Source organism: Anaerococcus murdochii (genome assembly GCF_019957155.1).
Lineage (GTDB): Bacteria > Bacillota > Clostridia > Tissierellales > Peptoniphilaceae > Anaerococcus > Anaerococcus murdochii.
Genome location: NZ_JAIPME010000002.1, coordinates 531,171 through 555,235 on the forward strand (window position 1 = coordinate 531,171; position 24,065 = coordinate 555,235).

The following is a 24,065-nucleotide window of genomic DNA, read 5'->3' on the forward strand; positions in this document are numbered from 1 at the left end:
CCCTTAACAATTTATTAATGGTTAAAGTTTGCCATCATTGAATCAAATGATGCTTTTAATTCTGCGTATGCTGCTTTTTCGTCAGCTGGTTTTACAGAGTTCCAAGAAAGTATTGCGTTTTTGTAGGTATCCCATACATCGCCCCACTCTTTGAATAGTGGTCTTGCTGGAGCTTCTTTGTAAGATTCAATTGTAGCTGCGATGATTTTCTTATCAGTTTCTGGAAGATCCATTCCTTGATATGTTTCAGCGCTTACGTTTTCAAGTACCTTACCTGTAGCTTTGTATAGGTCTGCTGCAAATTCTGGGTTTACAATTTCTTCAATCATTGCTTCTGCTATAGCAACTTTGTCAGCATCTTCTTCGATTCTAGCGTTCATTGCAAGTCCCCATCCACCTTGCCAGTGGGTTAGAGCTTTGCCTGCTAATGTTAATTGGCTAATTGGAAAGATTTCTAGGTTATCTTCGCCAGCTTGTTCAGATATAGGAGCTGCATCCCATGGTCCACCAAGTCTAGCTACGCCGCCCTTGCCAGGTTTGAATGTATCATCGATATATCCCCAACCAGCGTCAGCGTCAAATAATTGTGTTCCTGCTTCATTGTGTTTTTTCCAGTAATCAAATAGGGCTTTAACTGTTGCTTGTTTTTCTGGTTCAAGCTCATCCCATTCTTTTGTGAAGTCAGAGTAAAGTGTACCGTCTTCTTTTTTGCCTAAAAGTTCGATTCCTGAAGAGTTTGTTGCTGCAACACCGTACCAAGCATCAAAGATTGGTAGTAGAACTGTTGATTCATCAGCTACATCATTGATTTCAATTGGTTTAGAAAGGTCGATGCCTTTTTCTTCAGCGTTAGCTTTGTTTACATAGGTGATTAGAGTTTCAATGTTGAATGGGAAAGCAAAATATTCGCCGTCGATGTTGAAGTTTCCGCCGATTCCCTTATCAAAATCATCCCAACCACCGATTTCGCCAGCAAGTTTTTTAGAATCGATTGCAGCTAGTATATCGTTTCCGTGAAGACCGTAAAGTCTGTCTGCTGGGATTGCAAATAGGTCAGCAACGTCTTCGTTTGAAGCGTCTGTAGCATCGATTATATCAAGGTGATCGAATGCTCCCATTGTCTTAAATTCGATTTCTGCGTTAGGGAATTTTTCCTTAACTCTTTCTGCTGCTTTTTCGTAGTGTGGAAGCCATGCTTCTTCTACTTGCACGCTTAATTTTGCGCTTGCGTCCTTATTTGCTGCTTCTTTACCAGTATCAGCAGCTTCTTTTCCGCCATCTTTAGCTCCACCACATGCTGCCATAACAAAAGCAAGTGATAAAGCCATTATTGTTTTTATTCCTTTTTTCATATTTCCTCCTAAAAATGATATGAAAGCGTTTATTACACCATCATTATATCTAATTATTATAATTCTGTCAAACTTTTTCGGTATCGTTCTCTATTATGGAGTTGCAACGTTTTATCAGGTTCTGAGATAAGGTTGAAGCCATGCCATTTGCGAGTATTTATCATTCGTTAATTTTTTTACAAAAAAAATATTTTTTTCCTTGGATATTTTATTTTTTTGAGCAAAAGGTACATTGTTTATATAAAAGTTTATAAAAAATATAAGGAGAATTACTATGTCATGTACAACCATACTTGTAGGTAAAAAAGCAAGTTTTGATGGATCAACCCTAGTTGCCAGAAATGAAGATTCTGGAAGTGGCCAATATAATGCAAAAAAATTCGTTTTTGTTAAAAAAGAAGACCAACCAAAGGTCTATAAATCAGTGATTTCAAAGGTGGAAATTCCTCTTCCAGAAAATCCTCTTTCCTATACAGCTATGCCAGAGGCTGTAGCTGGCCAAGGAATCTGGGCAGCTTGCGGTGTCAATGCTAAAAACGTCGCTATGACTGCAACTGAGACAATTACCTCAAATGAAAGAGTCCTCGGCGCAGACCCTCTTGTAGTCTACCAAAAATCTGTCGGCACAAAGGGAGAGGCTAATTATAAGGAAGAAATTCCTGGCGGAATTGGCGAAGAAGACATTGTTTCAATCGTCCTTCCCTATATAAGTTCAGCAAGAGAAGGTGTCATCCGTCTGGGATCCCTTCTAGAAGAATATGGCACTTACGAGAAAAACGGCATCGCCTTCCAAGATGAAAATGAAATTTGGTGGCTTGAAACTATTGGCGGCCACCACTGGATTGCAAGACGTGTCCCAGACGATTCCTATGTAATCATGCCAAACCAACTAGGCCTTGATTATTTTGACCTAGAAGACGCCCTAGGAAAGGGTGAGAATTTCTTATGTTCAGCTGACCTTAAGGACTTTATAGAAAAATACCACCTAGACCTATCCCTTGATGGTAGTTTAAATCCAAGAGATGCCTTTGGTAGCCATTCAGATGCTGACCATGTCTACAACACACCAAGGGCCTGGGTTTTACAAAGATATTTTAACCCAATGTCAAATACCTATGACGGCATAGATGCTGACCTAAGACCAGATGATGACGATATCCCATGGGCAAGTGTTCCTGAAAAGAAAATCACTGTAGAAGACATCAAATATGCCCTCTCCCACCATTTCCAAGGCACACCTTACGACCCATACAAAAAACATGGGGACACATCTCAGGCAGGTGCCTTCCGTCCAATCGGCATAAATAGGAATAATTTCCTAGGCTTAACACAAATTAGGTCCGATAAGCCAGATCCAATCAAGGCCATAGAATGGCTTGCCCTAGGCTCAAATACCTTTAACGCCATGGCTCCATTTTATGTAAACATCACCAACACTCCAGCTTATTTGAGAGATACTACAGGACGTGTCACTACAGAATCTTTCTACTGGATAAACCGCATAATTGCAGCCCTTGCCGACCCATATTTCGCAGATACTGCAAATTTAATCGAGCGTTACCAAGAAAAAGTAGGATCTTTTGCTTGGGAGATGATTTATAAGACAGATGAGAAAATTATAAGCGGAAATCTTTCAAGAGAAGATTCTCTAGAAATCCTTGAAGAAGCCAACGAGAAAATCGCAAAAATGCTCCAAAAAGAGACTGACGACCTTCTTGACCAAGTCCTTTTAGTGGCATCAAATAAGATGACAAACAGCTTTTCAAGGTCAGACGCATAAAAAATTCCCGAGCCGAGCTCGGGTTTTCCCTTGCAAAAATTTCACCAAATCTTATAATAATATAAAAAATAAAGGAGATTTTATGTCAAAAACTTTAGGACCAATCCACTATCTAATGTATGAAAAAATCAAGTTTCAAGATGAAATAACAGATTTTTTGATGGATGGGGATTTTTCTCAAATAAAATATGAACCTGTTTCAAAAAGACCCCTCGAGGAAATCTTAGACCAAGAAAATATCCACGGTTTTCTCCAAGAAAAGATAGATATAGTTGAAAGTCGCCTTGCCAAGGCACTTAGTCTTTGCAAAAACCCAAGCGAAAAACTTTTTAAACTTGGTCAAGAATGTGGCAAGGACAAAGATTTTTCAAACTTTGAGGAGATTTTTACCGACCTAAATAAGTATTTACTCGACGGCATGCCTTGTGATCAAGGACTTTCAGCCGTACTTGACGGAGGAAGTTTGTATTTAATTACCAATAATAACCTCCATGCAAAATACCAGGACGCTATCAACCTTGAAAATTCAAGAAATGCCTCTTGCGAGGGTGGTCACAGCCACGACCATCACGAGTCCTTTGAGCTTGGAAACGGCTCAGTAAAAGACTTAAAAAATGAAGAATCCTCCTACCATAAATACAGGCTAGATTTTCTAAGAGGATATTTTTCAGCAAGTCCCTATGAGGTTGAACTTGTAAATGGGATTAATTATAAAATAACAAAAAAATAAGACCCCGAAGGGTCTTTAAAATCTCATAATCCCAAAAGCTCTCTCAAATAAAGAGAGCTTTTTTGATTGAAGTTTCCTATATAAATGGATTGTAAAACCTGCCCTGATTGATGAAAAATAAAGAAATTCCGATTCCGACCAAAGCTAGGGTGATAAATAAAATTACAAAGTCATTTTTACCAAAGGGTCTAGCCTTGTACCAAGTTCTAGTTTTATTTTTTCCAAAACGTCTTAATTCCATGGCTTGGGCTATGGCTTCAATCCTCTCTAGACTGTCAAAAATTAGGGGAATTACAATATTGCTACTCGCCTTAATTCTCTTTACAAGACCTGCCTTCTCGCTCATTTCTATCCCCCTAGCCTGGCTTGCCTGCCTAATATCAAAATAAGATTTTTGGATGTCTGGTATATACCTAAGGGCAAGGGCGACTGCGTAAGAGATTTTGTAGGATAGGCCAATCCTATTTAGGCTTGATGAAAATTCGGATGGATCTGTGGCAAAAATAAAAACTATAGCCAAGGGAATGGTTGAAAAATACTTAAGAGCGACGTTAAATTCGTAAAAAACTTGCTCCAAAGTCAGGGCGTACCTTCCAGTGCCAAAAATAAGTGTCCTTGACCCATAGAGTCCCACCCCATAGGCTGGCTCAAAAATATAAATTGCAAGGATATTGATTAGGGAAAAGACTGCGACAATTTTTATCAAAAATGCCACATCTTCCCAATGAATTTCTGCAATTTTCATTGCCAATAGCGATAGTGCCATAACGAGGATTAGAAATCTTGTGTCATAGCTAGTCATGACTATTACAGAAAGGAGGATAAAAGCAAGCAGTTTTGTTGTGCCAGAAAGTCCATGAATAAATGTATCGTTCTTGATATATCCGAGGGTCTTATTCATCTCTTGCTCCTTTCATAACCAATAAAGGTCTCTATAAAGTCAAGGGCATCCATACTTTTAAGCCTCTGACCAAGTTTAAAAAGCGATGTCTCGGCAAGATTTGCCCTGTCAATTAATTCACTTTGACTAAAAAGCTCAGCTGGAGTAGTATCAGCTAGGATTTTCTTATCACCGATTACAAGAGCCCTATCTGTATATTCCTCAATTAGGTGCATATCATGGCTAATCATTAGGATGGTTAGGTCATATTCTTTGTTGATTTTCCTTATAAATTCCATCATTTTTGTATAGTGGTGGAAGTCTTGACCGGCTGTCGGCTCATCCATAATAATCACTTCTGGGTCCAAAACCAAAATCGAAGCTATAGTGACCCTTCGTCTTTGCCCGTAAGAAAGAGCGGAAATCGGCCACTTCCTAAAGGAATATAGGCCACAAATTTCAAGAGCATCGTGAACTTTCTTCTTGATTACATCTTCGGCCACTCCCCTCACCCTCAAACCAAAAGCGACTTCATCAAAAATCATAGTCTTTGAAATCATAGCGTTTGGATTTTGGAGGATGAAGCCAACCTTATCGGCAATTTCTTTTATGGATAGGTCTTTCGAATCCTTCCCTGCAAGGATTATTTTCCCAGAATCTGGTCTTAAGAACCCACACATAAGCTTGGCGAGTGTTGATTTTCCTGCTCCATTCGGACCTAAAATCGAAATTATTTCCCCCTTGTCAATCTCTAGGGAAAGATTTTCCAAAATATTTTCCCTCTCATAGGAGAAGGTTAGATTCTCTATTTTAATCACTTCTTCATTAGTTTTTTTGATTTCTTTGCCGACCTGCCCCTTGGCCCATCCTTCTATCTTGGCTAGGTCACTTGGAGATATATCAACTTCATCAAAGTCTCCAAGCTTTTCGTATCCAGAAATGTCTACGCCAGCGTATTTCATAGCGTCGATATAAAGAGGTCTTCTAATACCGATTTTCTCCAAAATATCTGACTTTAAAAGGTCAGTCGGACTCATATCCGCAAGAATTTTCCCACCGTCAACAGCAATTATCCTATCGGGATCAAGTAAAAGGGCCTCTTCAAACCTATGTTCAATTACAATAACTGTGTAACCAAGCTTATCAGCGAGCCTTTTTAATAACTCCATAGTCCTTCTGCCAGACTTTGGATCAAGATTTGCCAGAGGTTCATCAAGTAATAAAATCGGCACATCTGAAACCAAGACCCCAGCTATGGAGACCGATTGCTTTTGTCCCCCCGAAAGCTCTCCAGGTTTCATTTCTAAAAGCTTAGAAAGATTTAATTCTTTCGCCCACTTCTCAACGATTTTTTTCATCTCTTCCTGGTCTACATTGTCATTTTCTAGAGAGAAGGCAATGTCTTCGGCAACTGTAAGGCCTACGAATTGACCGTCTGTATCTTGAAGAACTGTGCCTACCGATAGGGATAGGTCAAAAATAGACGAATCAAGTAAATCTTTTCCATCAATTAGACAAGAGCCTGTTATATCCCCAGGAAAGGTGTTTGGAATCTGTCCATTTAGGCTTTTGGCAAGGGTGGACTTGCCAGAGCCAGATGGGCCCACAATTATTATTTTCTCGCCCTTTTTCACTTTTAAATCTATGTCAAAAAGCGAAGGTTCGACCTGGGACTTGTATTTAAAATTGTACTTGTCAAAAACTACCAGGTCCTGTCTATTTTCCATATATCCTAATCTCTTTTTAGTGAATTATCTGCTGTTCTTGTCTTAGCATAAGCTGCGATTAAAATTGTACCTAAGATACCAACTGCTACTGAATTTAAGCCTGCTGATACAAAACCTTGGGCAAAAACCTTGTTAGCTGGTTCTGAATAGATTAAAATATCCAAAACTGGTGCAATGATTCCCCAGCAAAGAACATTTACAATAATTTGGCCAACATTGAATTTAACCATGTCTTTTTTTGTAAAAGCGCCCTGAGAAATGTCAAGTTTAGATCCAACTAGACCGTAACCAAAGCCTGTGATGCCTGATGTTACAACCCATGACCACCATAGACCATAAGTTAGAAGGTCCTTAATAGCATGGCCAATAAGACCGATTAGGCCGCCTGCTACTGGTCCAAAAAGAACTGACATCAAAGCCAAGAATGGATAGGTTGTTTCAACTGATGTGTTTGGTATAAAGCCAACTGGTATAGATAAATACCTACCTAGGATAAAAAATACAGCAGCGCCAATACCGATAGCTACAATTGTAGTAATAGAATTATTCTTTTTCATTATTGCTCCTTTTTAATAAAAATACTCCAATCTGCCCCTGTACCGATTTGGTAGGTGGCAGAAAATGACGCTTGGTTAATTGCGATACCAAGATTGATTAACGAATTGATATAGGCTACGGTTTCACCCAAACCTACATCTGCAAAGGAATGGCCAAAGGTCATCTGATTTTCATATTTTTTGATTCCCTTATAATAGATAATGACCTTAATCATATCCCCTTGTTTGATACCAGCTTCGTTTAGCATATCGAGGCTAATATTTGTCCATAAAGATCCAAACCTAATATCTAAGATGTCAACAGTGCCTTCTATGACTCCATCAGTGATTTTTGCATCTTTTATGGTTTCATAGCAAAGCTCATCTAGACTAAGCGTATCTAGAAAATCATAATAAGAAGTATCACCGGCAAGTTTTGCCCCGTTGTAGGCATAGACATCTCTACCATGGAAGGTGTGAGAATTTTCGGAAAAAGGAAGTCTATCCTTTATCTCGTCTATAATCCTTGCAGACTCAAGGCCTATATATTTTGCCACATGGGAAATGGTGCCATTATCTGGTGTGACTATATAGTGACCTGACTTGGTTTTTACCACTATAGAATGGCGACTAGAGCCAACCCCTGGGTCAACTACTGATACAAAAACTGTGCCCTCTGGCCAATACTTGATAGTTTGTAAAAGCCTATAAGATGCTTCAAAAATATTGTAGGGCATAATTTCATGAGTCAAGTCGTCTATGGTTAAGTCTGGATTTACCATAAAACTTACTCCGTGCATAGCGGAAACTGCTCCGTCTCCTAAACCGAAATCTGATTGAAAAACTAATGTGTTCATATAAATTCCTTTCAAATTATTACTAGGATATTATATCAACATAATTCTATCAGTCAATTTCCATAAATAAATTTTAGGCACGAAAAAACACCCATCGCCCTGATGGATGTGAAAAAACTCCATCAGCCAAGCTTTAGCACCTTACAAAAAGTAGGTTGCTGAAGGATCACAGAGCTTGTCTCTCCCCTTCTCTTTATGGTAATCTTATTATACTGCTTTTGATGGAATTTGCTATTATTTATTAAGCTCTGATTACTTATCTTATTTTTAACAAAAATATATAAAAATCTGCTATAATTATTATGTTACTATCCCTATACTGGTAACAGAAAGGGGGCGTTTAAATGAGCATATTATATCCCTTCTTGATAGCTGTCATGGCAAATGTAATAAGCTATTACCTTTGCAAATGGCTAGACAGCTTATCAGATAAAGATAGTAACTAGCCTAAATAAAAAGACAGGAGTTAGTCGAGTTCTCCTGTCTTTTTTTGCGTTCAAAATGAACATATTTCCTTCTTGTAGTTTAATTATACGTCCTATAGCATAAAATTCAAGCTTCATTCCCTTTAATGGATTCAGCTTATTCCCCCAAATATTTAACAACAACAGCAGCCATAGCCTTGGCGCAGATTTTCATGGCATCTTCTCTTATGTCAAATTTTGGGTGGTGGTGTGGGTATGGAGCGTCTTCCTTTTTTGCACCTACATAGAAAAAGCAGGATGGCCTTTCCTTGGCATAATAAGAGAAATCTTCTGATGGTGGCTGAGGACCACAATCAATTATGTCAGTCACTTCCTTGATATTTGCTTCCTTAACAGCATTAACAACCAGCTGGGTCATTTCAGGGTCATTGTATAAAACTGGGTAATCATCAGTATATTCAATCTCAACTCCAACCTTAAAAGTCTCCCCAATTCCCCTGGCAATGGTCTTTATTTCGTCTTCAATTGTTTTTTTGGTCTCATCTGCCATGGCCCTGACGTCGCCTTCGACAGTTACAGAATCCTTGATTATATTAAAAGTTCCCTTGCCGTCAAAAGAACCGATAGTCACAACTCCCACCTCGTATGGAGAAAGTCTACGGCTTACGACAGTTTGAACAGCTGTCACAAAATGACTTGCGGCTACAATTGAGTCGTTTGATAAATGAGGCATTGATCCATGACCTCCCTTACCTTGAAATTTTATCTTAAACATGGCCCTGCCAGTTTGGGTGTTGCCCTTGTGGTATTGAATAGTTCCATAATCCATGGCGGACATGACGTGAATGCCAAAAACATTATCAACCCCGTCGAGGACGCCCGCCTCAATCATCCCCTTGGCACCTCCGGGTGGGACTTCTTCGGCGTGTTGGTGGATAAGCACGATTTTTCCAGAAAGTTTTTCTTTTTTCTCACGGAGGATATCTCCAAGGACCATTAAATAGGCTGTGTGGGCATCATGTCCGCAAGCGTGCATGACCCCTTCGTTTTTTGAAGCAAAACTAAGACCTGTTTCTTCCTTAATAGGAAGGGCATCAAAATCAGCCCTAAGGGCAATTGTCTTGCCAGATTTTCCTGTATCAATTATAACCCTAAGACCATTACCGCCCATGTGGCTTGTAATTTCCACATCCTTATCCTTATAAAAGTCTTCAACGAATTCAGCAGTTTCCACTTCCTCAAAAGAAAGCTCAGCATTTTGGTGGATCCTTCTACGAAAATCAACCATTTGAACAAAACGATCATCGATTTCCTTATAAATTTCACCTAAAATTTTATTCAAAAAAATCACCTCTTAATGTAATTTTACCCAAAATTTGAGGGAAAATATAATAATTTAAAAAGGTATTCTTCTATTTTTGTTTAATAAGATTCCTTTACCATATTGATAATACAAAAGTGGCCAGAGACTTCTCCGCTCGCTACGCTCGGTCGAAGCGAGGGGTGTAGATTCATACCTTTTCTCAAGGTTTTTATTTTCTTATTGATAAAACTATTTTATAGTTTATTATCCCCATTATTTAATAACACATTTTTTATCTATAGAAAAATATAGCCCTAGAAAACAAGTACTGTTAAAAAGTCTCAGCATACAAAAAAGGCGATTAGTAGAAATTTCTTCTACAAAATCACCTTTTTTATCAATTTATTTTTATTTTTCAAGTGTCATTGCGTTGATTTGATCGCAAGCTTGCCATACTGGTGTAATGACATCGAAGCCTTTAATCCTGTTTGAATATCCTGTGTGGAATACATTTGAATATAGTGGGATTTCTGGTAGATAGTCGTTGTACCATTTTTGGAATTCTTCCCATTTATCTAGGTAGCCTTCTTTGTCAGTTGGGTCTGTTTTTCTTAAGTTTGATGTTACTTCATCAGCCTTTGGATCATTAACCTTGCTTCTGTTAAATGGACCCTCTGATGAATAGTAGAACCATGGGTCAAATGGTGTTGAAAAGTCTGAAGCCATTGAAAATGCAGTATATTGTGCATCTTCTTTTGGGAAACTTAAATAATCCATTAGGGTTGAGAAGGAACCTGCTGTCACATTATATTCCATACCAGCTTGTTTAGCATTTGGAGGAAGTTGGTTGGATATTAGGGTTGTGATTGGAGATTGTTCTGCACCATATTGGTTAACAACAAGCTTATTGCCATTTTCGTCATACCTATAATAGTCAAATCCTTCTTGGTTTTTGCTAAATTCATCGAGAGCTTTTGCCTTATACCATGGGGTCTTGCCGTCTTTTTCAAACTTGTAAGGAGTTTTATCTAACAATTCATTTGCCTTATCAATATTTAAAACCCAGTTTGTAAGTTTTTCTTGTAGGTCACTTCCTCTTTCCTTATACATCCATTGGCTTTGGCCGTACATACCATTTGTCACAACTCCATAACCACCTAGGAAAGCTTGAACAAATTCATTCCTGTCCATTAGGCTTGCTATAGCTTGTCTTACTTCCTTGTATTGAGTGGCTCCTCTGTCTGTTAAAAAGATTATATTTCCATAACCATTTCTTTCATAAGAAGTTAACCCTATTTTGCCTGCTTCTTGAGCTTTTTTAAGTTGGTCAATTTTAGCTCCATCAGTTTCACCTTCCCAAATGTCGATGTCGCCATTTTCTAGGAGGTCTGGGCCTATATTTCTATTTACCAATTGAACTATGATGTGAGGGATACTTGCTTTTTGGCCCTTGAAGTTACCTTGGTAATTCTCATTAAGGTCAAGTTTTACCATGTTATTTTCAAATTTATTGAATTTATAAGGTCCGCAAGTAACAGCAGGATTGAACCTGTAATCGCTAGTTTCTTTTATCATGGCTTCTTCAATTAGAAGTCTTGTTGGATCAACATCACCGTTTTTTCTGGCCTCTAAATCTTTTTCTTTTTGATCTAATTCTTCCTTGGCTTTTTTGTAATCTTCGCTTTCCTTATCCTCACCTTCATTGTCTTTGTCAAAGTTTTCTTTTAGGAGGGCAATTTGATTATCTATAGATTTCTTGTAATTTTCCTTGTCTTGGTCAGTCACTTGGTAGCCATCTTTTACAACAAGTTTCTTACCATCTTTTGCTACAGCAAGGTTTTGACCAATATAGTGAAGAGGTGTAGGACCTGCATTTGATAGGGCTTGGGATTCAAAATATGGTAGTTGTGAAGCATCGACTGTTATAGAGAAAGTATAATCATCGATTTTTTCAAGACCTTCGAATGAATCTGAATCGCCCTTCTTGAAAGCATCGAATCCCTTAAGAGAATCGCCACCAACATTTAAAGAGCCTGTAAGAGTGTTAAAGTCCTTATCAGATTCTAGTAGGATGCCGAAAAGATAATCATCAGCTGTAATAGGCTCACCGTCTGACCATTTCAAATCTTTTTTGATGGTATATTTAGTAGTCATAGACCCATCTTCATTCTTGATCACTTCAGGATCCTTTTCAAGAGCTGCTGTATTTGTTTGAAATTGGCCATATTCGTCAATTACATAGCAATTATAGCCATTATTTCCTTCGATACCCATAAACCTTCTAACATTTACATCATTGGCATCATTGTTGTAGCCTTGGATGAAGTCACCATTAATAGTACCAACACCCAAAACGATGGTATCATCAGCTGTTTGCTTTTCGAAATTATCAAGATTTTCTTCTTGACCATCGTTAGATCCACCAGCTTCCTTGCTTTCTTCTTGTCCGCTTGTTTTACTTCTCGCTTCGTTGTTAGAATCTGAACTAGATCCACAAGCCGTAAGACTTAGGACTAAAGCCAAAGCCATTAAGGATGAATAAAGTTTTTTGTTCTTCATACTAACCTTCCTTTTCTTATGTATATTTTTTTTAAAATATTTTCAACTCTACCCCTATTATTCATCCTGGTCAAAAATTTTTGTATATATATTAATTTCCTTTTTTAGTTTAGTAGATTTCTAGGTGTGGTAATATCAGGCTAAAGGACTTTGTACCCCCCCCAAGTTTTTCATTTCCTAAAGCGTTATTATTCATCAATTATTCGCAAATTATTCGCATTATCATAATAAGAGCATAAAAAACAAAACAAAAAAATCCAGCCACCTTTAGAATACGAAAAATACAAAATAGCCAGGGTCTTCTCCGCTTAGTTTACATCAAGCAAGGTCGAGAAGAGAGGAAGCGAGAGTTCCATTTCTTACTATTTTTCTAAGTTTTAGATTACTTTATTTAATAAAACAATTTTAAAACTGTTTAAAAACTATTAAAAATTAGTATCATATCTCATTTATTATGTATTTTAAAATCTCAAGACTCCGTCAAAAAAATTGCACTGACGCACGTTTACAAGTAAATTTCAGTAGCTACTGTGAGAAAATCTTAATATCAATTAAAAGTCAGACTAGATTGCAATTTTTAGGAGGCTTGTGATTTTAAAACTTCAAAAGAAAATCAACAATAAACGAAGAATCAGACCATACCAAAAAAAGCTTGCCGAAAAGGCAAGTTTCTGCTTTCGCCCTCCGCTTAAGGAGCAGTCAGGGGTGAAGCGTAAGGGGGTCTTAGGGGGAACCAGTGAGGGGGCCTCTGCCGCCCCCTTGGGTTCCCCCTATGAACGAAGATTCAACTGTAAATTATATAACATTTATAAGATTAAATTTAATTTAAAATTAAAGCACAAATAATTTATCTTGGATAAAAAAACCAGGTTGATTTCTCAACCCAGTTTAATCTGTATTATGCTTTTGCTTCTTGCCTAGCTTCTTTAGAAGCTTTCTTAGATTTAGTAATGTTTCTAAAACACAACCTATCGTTTTGAACATAAATCCTAATAGTCATGTCCTTATCAAGCTTGTTATCAAGAATATCTTCAGCAAGCCTATCGTCTATCATCTTTGTGATGTGGCGTTCTAGTGGTCTTGCTCCATATTCGGAGTTGAAGCCTTCCTTGGCAAGGAGGTTTACAACCCTCTCGTCAAAGGCTATTTCTATGCCGATTTCATTAAGTCTAGCCCTAGTTTTTTCAAGCATTAAGCCAGTTATTTCCCTGATATTAGCTTGGCTTAGGGAATTGAACATGATTGTTCCATCTAGCCTGTTTAAAAATTCTGGCGCAAAGGAATCCTTGATGGCCTTTGTTATTATTTCCTTGTTGCGTTCGTTGTCGGCCTCTTGCTTATCTTCTGCCAGGTCAAAACCGATTGATGTGGCCTTAGCAAGGCTTGATACACCAACATTTGAGGTCATAATTATTATTGTGTTTTTAAAGTCAATGGTCCTACCCTGACCATCTGTGAGCCTTCCGTCATCTAGGATTTGAAGAAGGAGGTTAAAGACGTCTGGGTGGGCCTTTTCGATTTCGTCAAAGAGGATTACGGAATATGGATTGGTCCTAACTGCCTCGGTGAGTTGGCCACCTTCTTCGTAGCCAACATAGCCTGGAGGAGATCCCACCAAACGGCTTACGGCAAATTTTTCCATATATTCACTCATATCCATCCTAACTAGCCTGTCTTCTGAGCCAAAAAGGGCCCCTGCTAAACTTTTTGCAAGGTAAGTCTTACCCACACCTGTAGGTCCCACAAAGATGAAAGAACCAATTGGTTTTTTAGGATCTTTAAGTCCTACCCTTGCCCTTTTGATGGCACGGGCAACACTTGCTATTGCCTCATCTTGGCCGATAACTGTGCCCGCCAAATTTTTATCAAGGCTAGCATACTTGGCTTTTTCGTCTTCTGTGAGCCTTTCAACTGGAACTTTGGACCAAGAAGCGACAATATTTGCTATATCATCGTAGGAAATAGCTAGCTTGTAGGCCGCTTTTTCCTCTTCCTTTTCCTCTTCCAGGTCAAACTTCTTTTGATTTATTATATCGCGGAGCTTGGCGGCCTTTTCGAAATCTTGGTCAAGAACTGCCTGGTCCTTTTCCGCCTTCAATTTCTCCAGTATATCTTCATTGGTATCTGTGTTTTCTTCCTCATCGTCAAAGGCCAAAATCCTTAGCTTTGAGGCCGCCTCGTCTATTAGGTCTATGGCCTTATCTGGCAAGAATCTATCTGTAATATACCTATCAGATAGGTCAACAGCCGCATTTATGGCCTCGTCTGTGATTTCTACCTTGTGGTGGTCTTCGTACATAGGCTTTAGGCCCCTAATGATTTTTTTAGAATCCTCAAGGCTTGGCTCGTCGACTTGGACTTCCTGCATACGTCGAGCAAGGGCCGAGTCCTTTTCCACGTGTTTCCTGTATTCATCAATGGTTGTAGCCCCTATTACCTGAAGATCTCCCTTAGCCAAAATTGGCTTTAGGATATTGGCCGCATCCATTGATCCTTCGGCAGCACCAGCACCTAGAACCATGTGAAACTCATCTATAAATAAAATCAAATCGTCACGATTAGCGGCTTCTTCGAATAATTTTTTTAGCCTATCTTCAAAATCGCCCCTGTACTTGGTCCCTGCAATCATTGAAGCAAGGTCCAGGCTTAAAATAGTTTTGTCCTTCATAATGCCAGGGAGATTCCCATTTACAAGTTCATATGCAAGACCTTCTGCGATGGCAGTCTTGCCCACGCCTGGTTCCCCGATTAGGATTGGGTTATTTTTGGTCCTTCTCATTAGGATTTGGATTATCCTCTTGATTTCCTCATCCCTACCTATTACCGGGTCAATCTTTCCGGCCTTGGCCATGTCATTTAGGTTTGTGCAGAAATTTGTGATATTTTCACTGAATTTAGAAGGTGCCTTACCTTCTGATTTTTCTGCCCTAACCATGCTTAGGAGTTGCTTTTTGATTGTTTCCTTGTCCACTCCTGAGAGTAAAAACATGATATTTGTGAAGGAATCTTCATCGTTTATAATTGCCAAAAGGACGTCTTCTTCACTTGTGGCAAGGGCACGTCTGTTATTGGCGTAAAATCTCGCAGTTTCTAAAATTTTCCTTACTTTTTTGCTATATTCAGTCGCAGGCCTTACAGCTGTGCCCCTGCCAATATTGTTAATGACAATGGACCTTAAAAGCTCGTAATTAGCACCTGCCGCCTCTAGGGCCTTAGTCGCCCCTGACCCTGTTTTCATGAGGGCAAGGAGGAGGTGTTCAGTCCCTATATAGTCGTGGTTTAGACTATAGGACTCACGCCTGGCCTGTTGGGTTAGTCTGTTTAATCTATTATTTTCCATGGCTTTCCCCCATTTCTTTCATCAAATATTCGTACCTTCCGGCATCGAAATTTTCCTTATACTTGTGAGAAGAAAGATTTTTGATCATCTTATTTAATTCATCTTCTGATAATTTTATATTAAAGCCCAAAAGTTGGTATTTTTTAAGCCTATAAAGGCCCTTCATCATCTTATCAATGCTCTTAACAAGTCCTGTTTCAAGGCTTTTTTCGATTAAATCAATCTCTTCTTCTACTTCTCTATCGTCTATATTATTTAAAATCCTATAATCTCTCCTAAACCTTCTCTCGTTTTTGACCAGAGTTTCTAGGTCTTTTTCTATCTTTTTGAGGTAGGATTCAGGCTTTTCCCTGTAATTTCCATAATTTTTTAGCAAATATAGGTCATCTGCATAAGACTTTAAGCCTTGGGGAATAAATTTCTGTGGGTATAGGCCTGCGTAAACCATAGCCTGCTCAAAGCCTGCGTAGGTTTTTGGATTATCAATCAAACCAAAAAGGAATAATTTCATCCAAATTTCGAGGCCTGTTCCCGCATTTCTCGCCCCACTTGTCAGATAACCGTATTCGCTAGAAAAGGCAAAATCAAAATGGCTATCGAGAACTTTTTCAATTTCGACTGCCTTTTTGTAAGCCCCAGTTAAATCCAAATCAAAGTTTGAAATATTTATGGAAATGTGGTCCCTATCGTTGATTACAAGGGTAGTATCCCCCTCAAAAATAAGGCCAACCTGGGCAAGTTTATTAGTCACATCAGGACTTAGGACCATTTCTGAAATGAGTCTATCAATGGTTTCGTCGTCCAAATCAGTAAGTAAAACAAGCCTATCACCAAAAACGCTCCTTACCATATCCATTATTACAAGGGACTCGTCATAGGTCATGGTTGTTGGAAAATCATAGCCCTTGATGTTTCTCCTTAAAGATAGGTTGGTAGAGATTAGGATGTCTTTTGCAAAATCTCTCAATTTTTCACCTGCATATTTAATTTATCAATTTTTTCCTTAAGATCGGCTGCCAGCTCATAATCCTCTGTTTGAACAGATTCGTTGAGCCTCTTTGATAATTCCTTGATCTCATCAGCCACTTCTTTAAACTTTCTTTCTGCTCTTGGGTAGGCACCCTTGTAGTCGCTAAAATTGTTGTAGGTCTTTAAAACCTTGTCTGTAAGGGCCTTGTCTAGGTTATAGCAATGGGCACAACCAAAGACCCCATTTCTAATATTTGACTCCAAATTCCCACAATATGGGCAGGATTTTTCATCTACATTTAGGATATAGGACAATTCTTTGTTGGCCTGGTTGTATTTATATTCATAAAACCCATCTATAACTTCCTCAAGACTTGGGATAAACTTTTGCAAAAGTCCTTCCAAATCCTTTGGATTGAAAGAAATATTTTCCCCGCTAATTTTTGTCGGATCAAAATTTTCTGGAGCATTTGAATATTTTTTCATACAATCTGAGCAAAGGTGGATATTGTGGCTATTGCCATTAAAAATCACCTTTAGGCTCACACTGGCATCCTTGCCGCATTTATCACATTTCATATTAACTCCTTGCCAAAATACTCAAAAGAAGGCTTCTGACAATCGAGGCCCTGACTGTGTTTCGGCCCTTGGCCTCAATATCTGCCAGGGTCTTATCGCTTGTGGCATACCTTGCCATCAGGTACTCGTTTTTGTCAAAATATTCCCTCTCGTAAAGGTCTCTAAAAAGATTATTGGCGTTTGATTCGCTCATTTCCTTGGCCAAATTCCTAAGTAAATAGGAAATATAGTCGTCTTCTTCGACAATGCTTATTATCTTTATAAAGCCATTGCCCCCACGCTTACTCTCGATTAGGTAGCCGTTATAAGGTGTAAACCTGGTTGAAAGCACGTAATTTATCTGACTTGGCGAACAATCAAACTGACTCGCCAGCTCATTTCTCCCAATTTCCAAAGCGCCGTCCACGCTATCTTCGAGCATGAGCTTTAGAAATCTTTCTATTTGATTAGTTAAACCTGCCATAATCTCCTGTCTTTCTCTATTTATAGGTCAAAGCTTACTGACTATCTCTGACCATTGCCTGTAAAATAAAGGAAGCCTCGCTTCCTAAATGAATTATACTAGATTGCTAGGAATTTACAATGTAAATTTCTTTTAAAAACAAAAGCACCCCAGAAATCGGCCAGGGCACTTAATTTCCTTTGATAATTCCTTCTTAGTCCCTACGGTTCCTGTCCCCAAATAAGAGGAAAAGTCTCAATAATTGAAGGGCTGTCGCAAGGGTTGCTGCCACATAGGTGAGGGCAGCTGATCTTAGCATATCCTTTGCTCCTGGGATTTCACTTTCATCAAGGATATGGGTCCTTTCAAGGGCTACTATAGCACGCCTTGACGCATCAAACTCCACAGGTAGGGTTATGATTTGGAATAAAAGTGTAAGGGAAAATAGGGCCAAGCCTATGGTTATTAGCTTTTGTTGGGATAAAAATACTCCTGCCAAAAGAATTGGAAAAGATAATCTCGATCCAAAATTAACCGCAGGCACCATATAGGATTTGACCTTAAGAGGTATATAGCCTTCCTTAAACTGGATAACGTGGCCAATTTCGTGGAGAGCCACAGCCAAAGATGCTATTGACGAATCATGGAAGGATGTGTCAGATAAGGCGACCTCCTTGGTCATAGGATTGAAATAATCTGACAAGGACCCAGGAATTCTCTTAATAGAAATATCCCTGTAATTATTGTAATTAAGGACCATCTGGGCCGCTTCCGCCCCAGTCATCCCGCGTTTTGACCTAATTTTACTATACTTATTAAATTTTGAAGTGATATTAGCCTGGGCCAGCATTGAAATCACAAGGCCAATCAATACTAAAAAGTAAGTTCTATCAAAATAAAATCCATATGGATACATAATATTCCTCGTTTCTATTTTCAAAAAATTGGTATTAAAGCTATTATATTCAAATTTTCTTAAAAGTCAAAGAAGGTCAAAGTTCTTTTCACTAGTGAGTCTATTTATCCGAGATAAAATATCTTTTTTTGTTAATCCGAGATTAACCGTATCACAATAATAATCTAGGTCATTTACATTACCCCTCCGTAAAAAGGGGAGGCCCAAGGGACCTTCCGCAGGGTCCCTCACTCGCCTCCCCTTAAACCCCTCTCGGCTACACCCCCGAGCGGCTCCTTATGCGGAGGGCGAAATCAGAAGCTTGCCTTATCGGCAAGCTTTTTTTAGTAGAGAGAACGTCCTTGTTTTAGTTGGTGTATTTACCCAGAGATTTCTAATATTCAAGCCCCTAAAAACTGATAACTCGGCTTCGCCTCAAACAATCAGTTTTCTTAACGGGGCTTTCTATTAGAAATCTTTGCCCGATAAAGAAGATATTTTATCTCGAAGTTCTAGAACTTGCGAGGCTCGTTTGGCTTCCGCCAAACATTGCTAGATGACTTTTACTTAGACGAAGAGTTTAAAATTTAAGACCAAGTATTTTAAGATCCCAAGCATCCGTTAAGAAAATTGCACTGACAGCTCTTTACAATAAAGAATACAATAACTACTGTGAACTGATTTTCAAATGTAATACACAAGTCAGACTAGATTGCAATTTTTAGGAGGCTTGGAATTTTAAAAGAGTTAGGATATTAATATACTAAAACAAGGGCTCCTACATATCAACAAGTTTGCCGATAGGCAAACACAATATCCCCCGTGAGGGGTCGCCCGGAGGGGGTAACGGAAGGGGTTTTAAAGGGGACCCGATGGGGGAACGTGCGAAACGTTCCCCTGGGGTCCCCTTTTTACGGAGAGGTCATGTAAATGACCTAGATTATTTAAATGATACAGTTAATCTCGGATTAACGAAAAAAAAGATAATTTATCTCGGATAAAAAAATCTTATTTTATTTGCAAAACCATCTTCACATGTTCAATTCCATCGAGCAAAAAGACCTCTGAGTCTTCCACGAAGCCCACCTTTTCATAAAGTTTTTTGGCGTAGGTTTGGGCTTCTATGATAATTTTTCTGGTCTGGTATTTTTCCTTTGCTGCCTTTATAGCTTCTTTTAGGATAAGGGTGGCGTGGCCCTTTCTTCTTTCTTTTGCGATGACTCTTCCTAGGTGAACTTGTCCTTCTTCTTCGTAGACCCTGGCGTAAGCTAAGATTTGACCTTGGTTTTCCAAATAAATATGGATAGCATCATAATCTTTTCCGTCTATTTCCGGGTAGGGACAGGCTTGTTCTACCACAAAAACATCGACCCTGAGTCTTAAGATCTCATAGAGTTCACGCTTTGTTAAGTCATCAAAAGTTTTAATTATACTCTGCATTATTATCCCCATCTAAATTCCATAAATTTGTAAATATCATTTATCCTGTTAATCTCTTATCCTAAAACAATTATAACAGATTGTGTTGAGAATAAAACCTGTTTTTACCCGATTATCATTAAATATCTAAATTTCCAAAATTTTCATAAAGCAAATTCCTAACTTAATATAACCTATCAATATCTTTAGAGACCTTACTAATAAATTGGAAAATAATCCATAACGTCCCGGAAATTTCAAATATTTTTAAAAATACAAACAGATTATCAATATTTATTGAAACTCCCGGATAAATAATGTATAATGATTCTTATTATCAATGCATTTCTTTATTTATGAGTAAAAGGAGAATTTATGAAAAAAACAAAAATTATAGCCCTAGCTATGTCAGTAAGTCTTGTACTCGGAGGAGCCTACATCATAGACTCAAAAACCAACATAGCCTATGCTGAAGAAGAAAAAACCATCGCCCAACAAATAGAAGAAAAAGAAGCTAATATTCAAGAACTTGAGAAAGAGAACTCAAAAATCGATAAATAAGTTTCTGACCTAGAAAAAAGTCTGGATAATTTAAATAAATTAAATAAGGAACTTGAAGCCTTAGCTTCAGAAGCAGACAAATTATACGAAATTTATGCACCTAAATATGAAAAATGGGAAGGGCTAGATAAACTCGTTAATGAGGGTATAGCTAAGCGAAAAGCCTTATACGACGAATATAAAGCCTTGGCTGATGAGTTGAAAAAAAACCCAACAAATAAAGAGCTAGAATCCCAAACAAAAGCCAAAGCCTACGAATGGGACAAACAAGATAAAATAGTAAAAGAAGATACCAAAAAAAGAACTGAGCAATATCGTGCAATAAAAGCCGATGAAAAAAAATATGCAGAAGCCAACGCCAAGTATCTTGAGAAAAAAGCTGAAGTAAGCGAAGAAGAAGAAAAGACCAAAGGTATTTCTGAGAAAATCGAAGAAAAAAAAGAAAAAATAAAAAATAATAGCAGAAAAATCAATGTTCTAGAAGAACAAAGAAAAACTCTTGAGGATTTAAAAGCCAAAGAGGATAAAGAAAATATAGATGATAATGAAGACGGCGATGAAAAACAGAAACCTGTTGAACAGCAAATTGCTGATGATAAGAATAAACTCGATAAGCTGAAAGACGAAAACAAAAAACAAAATGAAGAAATAGATAAGTTAAAAGGACAAATGGCAGACACCCCTAGCCTAAGAAATGAGTTTGAACAATTAAAAAAAGATAGGGATGCTAAATACGATATTTATGTAAATAAAAATAAAGAGCTAGATGAACGCAGGATGGAACATTCAAAGGCAAATGAATTAAAGGACGAACTAAAAAACAAATATAAAGATGCCCAAAAAAAACTCGATAAAGATCCAGATAATGCAGCTCTACAAAAAGAAGTAAATGAAATATTAAAAAATTGGCAAGAGAATAATGAAAAGTTAGAAAAAGCCGAGCAAGCTTGCAATAAACTAGATGATGAAATAGATTCAATAAATAAGGATTATGAAAACATTAATAAAAAATACAAAGAATTTAAAACTGACCTTGAATCCAAAGAAGATGAAAATCAAAAACTAGAATTTAAAATAGGATTAATAAACAAAAGAATCAAAAAAAACGAATCAAAAATACAAGCCCTAAACAGCAAACTAGAAGCTAACAATACCAAGGTTCTTAATAAGTCTAAAGAAAATGCTAATAAAGAAATTGACAGACTTTCTAACCTCAGCGAAGAGGAAAAGAAAGTGGCTAAGGATAAGGTTCATAAGGCCGATACTGTAGAAAAGGTCAACCAAGCCCTTGAAAATGCAAAGAAATTAGCTGAGAAAAATTTAGCTAAGGCCAAGGAAGAGGAAAGGAAGAATAAGGAGAAAAAAGATTATAATCCAATCCTTCCAGACCCAGACTATAATTACTACCTAGGCGGAGACAAGGACAAAGATACCAAGAAAAAGACCCTCTCAGCCAAGACTGTCCTCAGACTAAAAGAGGCTGTCGAGAGAAGCAAGACCGCCATTAAAGCAGCTGAGCTCCTAATGGAAATAGCTCCAAAGAAAGTAGCTGACGTCAAACCACAGCTATTACAACTAATCAAAAAATCCAAAGAACTTCAAAAAATAGCAGAAAAAATCCTAGCCGAAAATGGTTATGCTTATTAGGCAGATTTGACAAAAATAAATCACAAAATAATATTATAAACAAGAGATAATAGAAAAATTTAATCCTATAAATAATTCCCTATCCAAAAGGGAAAAAGATTAAAAAACCACTCTTATCTAACTAAAAGACCCGGGCGAAAAGCCCGAGTTTTTTTGCCCAAATAAACCCTTATCAGGATTTAGGTTGGTAGACAAAAATTTTTACAGTCCCTTTTCTAAAATCTAAACATTACAAAAGAAAAAATCCCCACACATATAAATTTGTGAGAGGAGTATTTATCATATCTTATTATATCTTGTATTATTCTCTTGGTAATTTTTTGCAATAGGGTGCTGGTAATTTTTCGCTATAGGATATGCAAATTTTTGCCTATGGGTATTAGAGTTTACTTATATACTAGGGCAATTTTATCCTAGCCTTGCTGGGGTTTTTATCTTAAAAAAATCTTCAAAAAAGACCCCAGATGGGGCCAAATTTATAGGTTTATAAGTCCAAAAGTCAAAAACATGAGGTATTCTTTGATGAAGTCGAGAAATGTCTTATCAAAGCCAATTCCAATTACTATATAAATTACGTGCACTGCCGCAAATATTACTATGAAGAGCAAAATGAGATTGTCGTATTTTTTTCTTAAGAAAATCCCTATTATAAACAGCCACAAGGAAAGGCTTAAGGGCAAAAGGATTGGGTTTAAAAAAGTATTTTCAAAATCATATCCAAGACCAAAGTCTTCCCCAAGAAAGATAGTCAAAACAGTATAGGCGATTACAAGTAGGCTTGCTATACAATATAGGTTTCGTTTTTTGTCGTAATTCTTATCCATATAAGATACTTTCATTTCAAAATTTAATCAGGTTTTCTTATGTCTATTATATCACATTTATAGCTAAAGTATATTTTTACATAAAAAGAAGTGGGCATTGTGCCCACCATCTTTTTTCAGGAGTCTATTAAGTCTCTTTTATTTTAAGCAACGCCTTTCCTAAGGAACGTAATCTTTTTACAATCAATGCTCCTGTTCGTCGCATCTATTGTAAAAAATTACGGAAGGTTTCTCATCAATTTTCCTGCGGACTTTGTCCTTGTAAAATTGTGAGAATCGTTCAAATTTTGCCAACAAAATTTGAACTACCTTTCTATATAGGTTCCTGTCTCGCCTTTTAGGCCGTCTAGAGCTTTTTCTAGAGATGTGATTAACGCTTTTCCGCCTTCTTTGTTTCTTACGAAGGATAGGGCTGCTTCTACTTTTGGTTTCATTGAGCCTTCTGCAAATTCTCCGTCTGCTAGGTATTTTTCAGCTTCTTCTATTGATAGGTGTCCTAGCCATTCTTGGTTTGGTTCTCCGAAGTGGATGGCTACCTTTTCTACTGCTGTAAGGATTACAAGTATATCTGCTTCTACTAGTTCAGCTACTTTTGCAGATGTGAAATCTTTGTCGATTACTGCATCTACACCGATTAGTTTGCCGTCTTCTTTGATTACAGGGATGCCGCCGCCACCTGCTGCTACTACGATCATTCCATCGTTGTAGAGTTTTTCGACTGCTTTTTTCTCAATTATATCGATTGGTTTTGGACTTGGTACTACTCTTCTGTAGCCTCTGCCTGCGTCTTCTTTGAAGGTGAAGCCTTTTTCAGCTTGTTTTTCAGCTTCTTCTTTAGAATAGAATGATCCAATTGGTTTGGTTGGATTTTGGAAGGCTGGGTCTTCTTTGTCTACCAATACTTGGGTTACAAGTGATACTACGGTTTGGTCCATTTCTCTTTTTGCTAGTTCGTTTTCGATAGCGTTTTGAAGATGGTAGCCGATATAGCCTTGGCTCATGGCTCCGCATTCAGCAAATGGCATTTCAGCTGTTTTTGCTTCTGATTTGCTTGCTGTATCCATGGCTAGGTTGATCATGCCTACTTGTGGGCCGTTGCCGTGGGATATTATTACTTGGTTGCCTTCTGCTACTAAGTCTACGATTGATTTAGCAGTTACTGCTACTGCTTTTTTTTGTTCTTCTGGGCTATTTCCTAGTGCGTTTCCGCCTAGGGCAAGTACGATTTTTTTCATTGCTT

20 protein-coding genes and 1 riboswitch are annotated in these 24,065 nt (G+C 37.9%); of the genes, 5 read left to right on the plus strand and 15 right to left on the minus strand.

Annotated elements, in window-relative coordinates; genetic code table 11:
* Positions 1–14 precede the first annotated feature (14 nt).
* Positions 15–1,352 (minus strand): sugar ABC transporter substrate-binding protein, encoded by a 1,338-nt coding sequence (locus K8P03_RS02925; protein WP_223418179.1) that lies wholly within the window; start codon positions 1,350–1,352, stop codon positions 15–17.
* Positions 1,353–1,626: 274 nt separating this feature from the next.
* Here K8P03_RS02925 and K8P03_RS02930 point away from each other — a divergent pair, with 274 nt between their 5' ends.
* Both K8P03_RS02930 and K8P03_RS02935 read left to right on the plus strand, forming a co-directional pair.
* Entirely contained in the window at positions 1,627–3,132 is a 1,506-nt protein-coding gene (locus K8P03_RS02930; protein WP_223418180.1) for a C69 family dipeptidase, read from the plus strand.
* Positions 3,133–3,214: 82 nt separating this feature from the next.
* Positions 3,215–3,862, plus strand: a complete 648-nt coding sequence (locus tag K8P03_RS02935) for a hypothetical protein (protein WP_223418181.1) — start codon at positions 3,215–3,217, stop codon at positions 3,860–3,862.
* A 76-nt stretch (positions 3,863–3,938) separates the two neighbouring features.
* Here K8P03_RS02935 and K8P03_RS02940 read toward each other — a convergent pair whose 3' ends face one another.
* The 6 genes from K8P03_RS02940 to K8P03_RS02965 form a co-directional block, all read right to left on the minus strand.
* Positions 3,939–4,763: an energy-coupling factor transporter transmembrane component T family protein gene (locus K8P03_RS02940; RefSeq protein ID WP_223418182.1), complete on the minus strand. Its 825-nt coding sequence runs from the start codon at positions 4,761–4,763 to the stop codon at positions 3,939–3,941.
* Positions 4,760–6,469, minus strand: a complete 1,710-nt coding sequence (locus tag K8P03_RS02945; RefSeq protein WP_223418183.1) for an ABC transporter ATP-binding protein — start codon at positions 6,467–6,469, stop codon at positions 4,760–4,762. The genes K8P03_RS02940 and K8P03_RS02945 overlap by 4 nt, the downstream gene beginning before the upstream one ends.
* Before the next feature lie 5 nt (positions 6,470–6,474).
* A complete protein-coding gene (locus tag K8P03_RS02950) occupies positions 6,475–7,026 on the minus strand; it encodes an ECF-type riboflavin transporter substrate-binding protein (RefSeq protein WP_223418184.1) in 552 nt (183 codons plus the stop codon).
* Positions 7,026–7,862, minus strand: a complete 837-nt coding sequence (locus K8P03_RS02955) for an SAM hydrolase/SAM-dependent halogenase family protein (protein ID WP_223418186.1) — start codon at positions 7,860–7,862, stop codon at positions 7,026–7,028. The genes K8P03_RS02950 and K8P03_RS02955 overlap by 1 nt, the downstream gene beginning before the upstream one ends.
* A gap of 88 nt (positions 7,863–7,950) precedes the next feature.
* Positions 7,951–8,064, minus strand: a riboswitch (SAM riboswitch).
* A gap of 380 nt (positions 8,065–8,444) precedes the next feature.
* Positions 8,445–9,629, minus strand: a complete 1,185-nt coding sequence (locus tag K8P03_RS02960) for an amidohydrolase (RefSeq protein WP_223418187.1) — start codon at positions 9,627–9,629, stop codon at positions 8,445–8,447.
* Positions 9,630–9,998: 369 nt separating this feature from the next.
* A complete protein-coding gene (locus K8P03_RS02965; protein WP_223418188.1) occupies positions 9,999–12,149 on the minus strand; it encodes an ABC transporter substrate-binding protein in 2,151 nt (716 codons plus the stop codon).
* A gap of 588 nt (positions 12,150–12,737) precedes the next feature.
* Between K8P03_RS02965 and K8P03_RS02970 the strand changes: the two genes are divergently transcribed.
* The gene (locus K8P03_RS02970) at positions 12,738–12,995 is read left to right on the plus strand and encodes a hypothetical protein (RefSeq protein WP_223418189.1); all 258 of its coding nucleotides are present in this window, start codon (positions 12,738–12,740) and stop codon (positions 12,993–12,995) included.
* Between the two features lie 52 nt (positions 12,996–13,047).
* Here the strand turns inward: K8P03_RS02970 and K8P03_RS02975 are convergent, their stop codons facing one another.
* From K8P03_RS02975 to K8P03_RS03000, 6 genes are all read right to left on the minus strand, one after another.
* Positions 13,048–15,489 carry an ATP-dependent Clp protease ATP-binding subunit gene (locus tag K8P03_RS02975; RefSeq protein WP_223418190.1) on the minus strand — a complete coding sequence of 814 codons (2,442 nt, stop codon included), beginning with the start codon at positions 15,487–15,489 and terminating at the stop codon, positions 13,048–13,050.
* The gene (locus K8P03_RS02980) at positions 15,479–16,456 is read right to left on the minus strand and encodes an ATP--guanido phosphotransferase (protein ID WP_223418191.1); all 978 of its coding nucleotides are present in this window, start codon (positions 16,454–16,456) and stop codon (positions 15,479–15,481) included. Before K8P03_RS02980 ends, K8P03_RS02975 begins: the two co-directional genes overlap by 11 nt.
* On the minus strand, positions 16,453–17,037 hold the full coding sequence (locus K8P03_RS02985; RefSeq protein WP_223418193.1) for a UvrB/UvrC motif-containing protein: 585 nt from the start codon (positions 17,035–17,037) through the stop codon (positions 16,453–16,455). The genes K8P03_RS02980 and K8P03_RS02985 overlap by 4 nt, the downstream gene beginning before the upstream one ends.
* Position 17,038: 1 nt before the next feature.
* Positions 17,039–17,500, minus strand: a complete 462-nt coding sequence (locus tag K8P03_RS02990) for a CtsR family transcriptional regulator (RefSeq protein WP_209772552.1) — start codon at positions 17,498–17,500, stop codon at positions 17,039–17,041.
* A gap of 193 nt (positions 17,501–17,693) precedes the next feature.
* Positions 17,694–18,395 carry a zinc metallopeptidase gene (locus K8P03_RS02995; protein ID WP_223418195.1) on the minus strand — a complete coding sequence of 234 codons (702 nt, stop codon included), beginning with the start codon at positions 18,393–18,395 and terminating at the stop codon, positions 17,694–17,696.
* A gap of 987 nt (positions 18,396–19,382) precedes the next feature.
* On the minus strand, positions 19,383–19,814 hold the full coding sequence (locus K8P03_RS03000) for a GNAT family N-acetyltransferase (protein ID WP_223418197.1): 432 nt from the start codon (positions 19,812–19,814) through the stop codon (positions 19,383–19,385).
* A gap of 354 nt (positions 19,815–20,168) precedes the next feature.
* Between K8P03_RS03000 and K8P03_RS03005 the strand changes: the two genes are divergently transcribed.
* Entirely contained in the window at positions 20,169–20,354 is a 186-nt protein-coding gene (locus K8P03_RS03005; protein ID WP_223418200.1) for a hypothetical protein, read from the plus strand.
* A gap of 186 nt (positions 20,355–20,540) precedes the next feature.
* Positions 20,541–22,001 (plus strand): coiled-coil domain-containing protein, encoded by a 1,461-nt coding sequence (locus tag K8P03_RS03010; RefSeq protein ID WP_223418202.1) that lies wholly within the window; start codon positions 20,541–20,543, stop codon positions 21,999–22,001.
* 476 nt (positions 22,002–22,477) lie between these two features.
* Here K8P03_RS03010 and K8P03_RS03015 read toward each other — a convergent pair whose 3' ends face one another.
* Positions 22,478–22,825: a hypothetical protein gene (locus K8P03_RS03015; RefSeq protein WP_223418203.1), complete on the minus strand. Its 348-nt coding sequence runs from the start codon at positions 22,823–22,825 to the stop codon at positions 22,478–22,480.
* A gap of 305 nt (positions 22,826–23,130) precedes the next feature.
* A complete protein-coding gene (arcC, locus tag K8P03_RS03020; RefSeq protein WP_223418204.1) occupies positions 23,131–24,060 on the minus strand; it encodes a carbamate kinase in 930 nt (309 codons plus the stop codon).
* Positions 24,061–24,065: the final 5 nt, after the last annotated feature.

Bases quoted from the DNA above. Each gene is read 5' to 3' on its own strand.
- K8P03_RS02925 (WP_223418179.1), bottom strand. From the start codon at position 1,352: ATGAAAAAAGGAATAAAAACAATAATGGCTTTATCACTTGCTTTTGTT.
- K8P03_RS02930 (WP_223418180.1), top strand. From the start codon at position 1,627: ATGTCATGTACAACCATACTTGTAGGTAAAAAAGCAAGTTTTGATGGA.
- K8P03_RS02935 (WP_223418181.1), top strand. From the start codon at position 3,215: ATGTCAAAAACTTTAGGACCAATCCACTATCTAATGTATGAAAAAATC.
- K8P03_RS02940 (WP_223418182.1), bottom strand. From the start codon at position 4,763: ATGAATAAGACCCTCGGATATATCAAGAACGATACATTTATTCATGGA.
- K8P03_RS02945 (WP_223418183.1), bottom strand. From the start codon at position 6,469: ATGGAAAATAGACAGGACCTGGTAGTTTTTGACAAGTACAATTTTAAA.
- K8P03_RS02950 (WP_223418184.1), bottom strand. From the start codon at position 7,026: ATGAAAAAGAATAATTCTATTACTACAATTGTAGCTATCGGTATTGGC.
- K8P03_RS02955 (WP_223418186.1), bottom strand. From the start codon at position 7,862: ATGAACACATTAGTTTTTCAATCAGATTTCGGTTTAGGAGACGGAGCA.
- K8P03_RS02965 (WP_223418188.1), bottom strand. From the start codon at position 12,149: ATGAAGAACAAAAAACTTTATTCATCCTTAATGGCTTTGGCTTTAGTC.
- K8P03_RS02975 (WP_223418190.1), bottom strand. From the start codon at position 15,489: ATGGAAAATAATAGATTAAACAGACTAACCCAACAGGCCAGGCGTGAG.
- K8P03_RS02985 (WP_223418193.1), bottom strand. From the start codon at position 17,037: ATGAAATGTGATAAATGCGGCAAGGATGCCAGTGTGAGCCTAAAGGTG.
- K8P03_RS02990 (WP_209772552.1), bottom strand. From the start codon at position 17,500: ATGGCAGGTTTAACTAATCAAATAGAAAGATTTCTAAAGCTCATGCTC.
- K8P03_RS02995 (WP_223418195.1), bottom strand. From the start codon at position 18,395: ATGTATCCATATGGATTTTATTTTGATAGAACTTACTTTTTAGTATTG.
- K8P03_RS03000 (WP_223418197.1), bottom strand. From the start codon at position 19,814: ATGCAGAGTATAATTAAAACTTTTGATGACTTAACAAAGCGTGAACTC.
- K8P03_RS03005 (WP_223418200.1), top strand. From the start codon at position 20,169: ATGAAAAAAACAAAAATTATAGCCCTAGCTATGTCAGTAAGTCTTGTA.
- K8P03_RS03015 (WP_223418203.1), bottom strand. From the start codon at position 22,825: ATGGATAAGAATTACGACAAAAAACGAAACCTATATTGTATAGCAAGC.
- arcC (WP_223418204.1), bottom strand. From the start codon at position 24,060: ATGAAAAAAATCGTACTTGCCCTAGGCGGAAACGCACTAGGAAATAGC.